The organism is Janthinobacterium sp. SUN073 (assembly GCF_030397665.1).
Taxonomy (GTDB): Bacteria; Pseudomonadota; Gammaproteobacteria; order Burkholderiales; family Burkholderiaceae_D; genus Janthinobacterium.
Genome location: NZ_JAPUBT010000025.1, coordinates 1 through 4,138 on the forward strand (window position 1 = coordinate 1; position 4,138 = coordinate 4,138).

Sequence of the window (4,138 nt, forward strand, 5' to 3'; positions counted from 1 at the left end):
CCTGACTGCCTCCCAGGTGGTCAACGCCTCGGACGCCCGCTACGCGGCAGATTACGCCCGTGTGGTGGCGGCCAACGACGAGGCGTTGAAATGGGCCTCGGCCCAGGTCGACGTGCAGCAGGCCAGCCTGGATGCCCTCAAGGCCCAGGTGTCGGGCCTGATCACCATCAACGACAGCGTGCTGACGGTGGCGCAAGCCATCGCCAACCTGCATGCGGCGATGGGCACGGCCACTGGGCTGGGAGTGAAATTTACCAATGCGCCAGCCGTTGCTGCGCCAGTCGCTTTTTCTAGCACCCCGGCCCCCGTAGTGTTTGACGCCATGCGCTATTCGGCTGGCTCGAATGTTGGTTCCGACGCATTGGTCGCTGAAATCCGCGCCCTGAACGCCAGGCTGGATGCCCAAACAGTCGAGATCAAGGGCTTGCGCGCCGATCAGGCCAAGCAAACCGGCGCCACCATCCAGGCCACCGTCGAATCGAACGACAAGGCCGCCAAGACTGTAGTGGCTGGTGTCGATAAAGCATCTAAATCCGCTGTATGGAATAGAAAAGTGGAGTATTCAGCATGACCAATGAGCAATTTTTAGAATGGCTGCAAAGCCCTTCCGCCATCCGCATGGTGCTGATCGAGGCCCAGGTGAACGTGGTCGGCCAGGAGGTGACGCGGTATATCGCCTCCCGGCCGTACGTCACCGGCCCGGCGGATGTGCCGGCCAATACCGAGTATCTGCCGCTGGCCACCGGCGGTCTGGCCTTCACGGAACAGGTCAGCTTGACCGGCGAGGCAGGCCTGTCGGGCGGCGATATTGAGCTCGATAACGGCGATGGTGCGCTCGATGGCTGGCTCGGCGACGTCTGGCGCAACCGGCCCATCAAGGCCTGGTCAGGCGATCCGGCCTGGCCGCGCAGCGACTTTCGCCTGATCTTTGACGGCATCGTCGCCGATATCGGCAGTTCTGCGCGCGAATCGATCAACCTGTCGTTACGCGACAAGCTGCAGCGCCTGGACACGCCGATTGCCGAAGCGAAGCTGGGCGGCACTTCGCCAAACAAGGATGCTACCTTGCCGATCCCATTCGGTGAATGCCACAACGTGACGCCATTGCTGACCAATCCGGCCACCCTGGAGTACGGTTTTCTCGGCGTGGTGGAATCGACGTTCGAAGTGCGCACCAACGGCAAGCCGATTGCCGTGGCCTTGAATGACCAGGCGGGCCGCTTCAACCTGACGACTGACCCGTTTTCCACCACGATCACGGCCAGCGTGCAGGGCGACAAGGGCGGCGGCTATGCGCCGCGCATCGCGCCGCTGGTGCAGCGCATCGCCACCGCCTACGGCAAGGCGGCCGACCGTTTTACCCTGGCCGACCTGGACCTGGCCAATCTGGCCGCCTTCGATGCGGCCCACCCGCAACTGGTGGGCCTGTACGTTGCGGACCGGACGAACCAGGCGCAAGCCATCCAGCAACTGGCGGCCAGCGTGGGCGCCCAGGCGCTGATGTCGCGCACTGGCCAGCTGCGCCTGGTGCAGATCGCGCTGCCTGCCGCTGGCGTGCCGGTGCAGATTGGCCCCGAACACATGAAACTCGATTCCTTGCGCCCGGTACAGCGCCTGCCGGTGGTGGCGGCCGTCAAGATCGCCTTCGACCGGAATTACACGGTGCAGGCCAGCCTGACCACCAGCATCCCGCCAGCGCATGCCGACCTGTACGCGACGGAATGGCTAACAGAAACCGCTGTCGATGGCGCTGTGAAGGCGCGCTACCGGTTGACGGATGACCCGCCGCAAATCGAAACCTGCCTCAAGACCAACGCGGACGCGCAAGCGGAAGCGGCCCGGCGCCTGGCCCTGAACAAGGTGCAGCGCACGATTTACGAATTTGATGGAGAGCCTGAGATGATGATGCTGGAACTGGGGCAGCCCGTGGTGCTGCGCGATGACCGCTTCGGCCTGCAGGACGGCGTGCCTGGTGTGGTGGTGCTGCTGTCGCACCAATGGCTGGCCGGGCGCGTGACGGTGGGGGTGTTGGTATGACGGCCATCGGTGGCGCGCGCGATAAGCTGCTGCAGGCCACGGCGCAGCGCTTCAGCACGACGGCGGACGGCAAGGCGATCCTGCTGGCTGGCAGCACGCCTGTGTTTCGCGTGAACAGCGCCGGCGCCGGCGCGCCCGGCTCGATTGCGATTACCGCCAAGCCGGTGAACGTGGTGGGCGATATCGTGTTTTCTGTGTCTGCCGGCACGCAGTTGACCGTCAACGGCAACGTGGCCACGGTCGACTTTGCCAGCATGACCACGGATACGGCCCTGGTGCAGGCGCGTATCCGCGAATTTGGCGTCGATTACGTCGGCAACTACATGATCAGCAAGGTCTTCGATGGCGTCGCTGGCGATACCGGCCTGGCCGGCTTGAACACGGGCCAGGCCTTCGCCTACAAGCGCGCGGCTGCGGCACCTGGTGATTCGCCGGGTGACGTGATCTTCACTTTTGCCACGGCAAGCATCACCACGCCGGCAGGCAACGACCTGGCCAATGGCTGGTCGAAGAATATCCCGGCTGGTTCGGCTCCCTTGTACGTGCGCGTGGCCGCCGCCAGCTCGCGCAATGCCACGGACAATATTGTCGCGAATGAGTGGGCGGGGGCCGTGCAGCTGGCCAAAGATGGCGCTGCCGGCGCCAATGGCAGCGCCGGCCAAAACGGCACGGATGGCTTGAATGTGGCGCCCGTGCGCATCTACCAGCGTGGCGCTACCAATACTGCGCCGGCGCTACCGAGCGCGGCATGCACGTTCACCTTTGCCACGGGCGCGCTCGCCGGCTTGAGCAACGGCTGGTCGACGCAGGTGCCGACGGCGGGCGGTGCATACCTGTTCACCTCGGGCGCCACGGCCGCCTCGCGCGGCGCCACCGACGATATCGCCCCTGGCGAATGGGCGGCCGCTGCGCGCCTGGCTGCCGATGGCGTGACGACCTACACCTGGGTGAAGTATGGCAATACCGCTGCAGGCGGTGGATTCTCCGATTCGCCCGTGGGCATGACTTACATCGGCCTGGCCTATAACAAGGCCACATTGGTCGAGAGTGACAACCCGGCAGATTATGCTTGGTCTCTGATCAAGGGCGGCGACGGGGCGAAGGGTGATGCCGGAGCGGACGGCAAGACGACCTACACCTGGATCAAGTATGCGGACAATGCAGACGGCACGGGCCTGTACGACACGCCGCGCGACAGCACCCTGTACCTGGGCCTGGCCGTCAACAAGCCCAGTGCCGCCCCCAGCACCAACAAGGCGGACTACGCCTGGTCGAAGTTTCGCGGCGGCCAGGGCGTGGCAGGGCCATCCGGCCAGCGCGGCACCGTGACGGTGACGGCGCCCGGCTATTCCGCCTGGTCGGATGCCTCGGCCGTGTATGAGTTGGGCCATGCCGGCTACGGTGCGCCGATCAACCGCGACATTGTGACGCTGTACGACGCCACGCATGCGGTAACGAAGTTCTATGTAAATGGCGAGTGGCTGGCTGCCGACACCGTCTTGAATGGCAATTTGCTGGTCCCCGGCACCGTGGCAGCGAAGGCGCTGGCAGTGGATAAGCTGTCGTCCATCACTGCCGATCTCGGCAAAGTTACTGCCGGCGATATTTACAGCGCGACCATTCACGGCGGCGCGGGATATCCGACAGGCACGTACGGCTGGCCCTCAAATGGCGGCAATGGGTTTCATCTGAGCCAGAGTGGCCTGCTGATGGGAAATTACGACCTCGGAAAATACGCTCGGTTTGACACGGATGGAGATATCCGCACGCCGCAATTCACAAGCTTGCAGGGAATTGCAACGTTTTCTGGCACTCTTTCTGGGGCCAGGGGTTCTTTTGCCCTGATTCGCAGCCCAGCGCGGCTCACAGAAGGCAGTGCAGCCGGCTATGACTTGACTGGCACCGGCCTGTACTTTTATGACGGCGTGCATGGACAGCCGTACATCGAGCTGGGGGAGTATCTCTGATGGCCAGCGGTTTAAAAATTCGGCGTGCTGGCGTGGTCGTGTTCGATTCGTGGTTGGCGGCCGGCGGTGTCTGCATGGGCATTTTTTCAATTCCGCTTGAGGGCTGGACGATTACGTTTCCAGGCGCAGGGATT

General features: G+C 63.8%; 3 protein-coding genes. All 3 read left to right on the top strand.

The annotated features are described in order from the left end of the window. A partial coding sequence (locus tag O0882_RS28940; protein WP_289953443.1) for a hypothetical protein occupies positions 1-571 on the top strand: 571 nt, incomplete at its 5' end. After that, positions 568-2,037, top strand: coding sequence for a hypothetical protein (locus O0882_RS28945; RefSeq protein ID WP_289953444.1), 1,470 nt, complete (start codon positions 568-570; stop codon positions 2,035-2,037). The genes O0882_RS28940 and O0882_RS28945, both read left to right, overlap by 4 nt. Next, a complete protein-coding gene (locus O0882_RS28950) occupies positions 2,034-4,004 on the top strand; it encodes a hypothetical protein (RefSeq protein ID WP_289953445.1) in 1,971 nt (656 codons plus the stop codon). The genes O0882_RS28945 and O0882_RS28950 overlap by 4 nt, the downstream gene beginning before the upstream one ends. Positions 4,005-4,138: the final 134 nt, after the last annotated feature.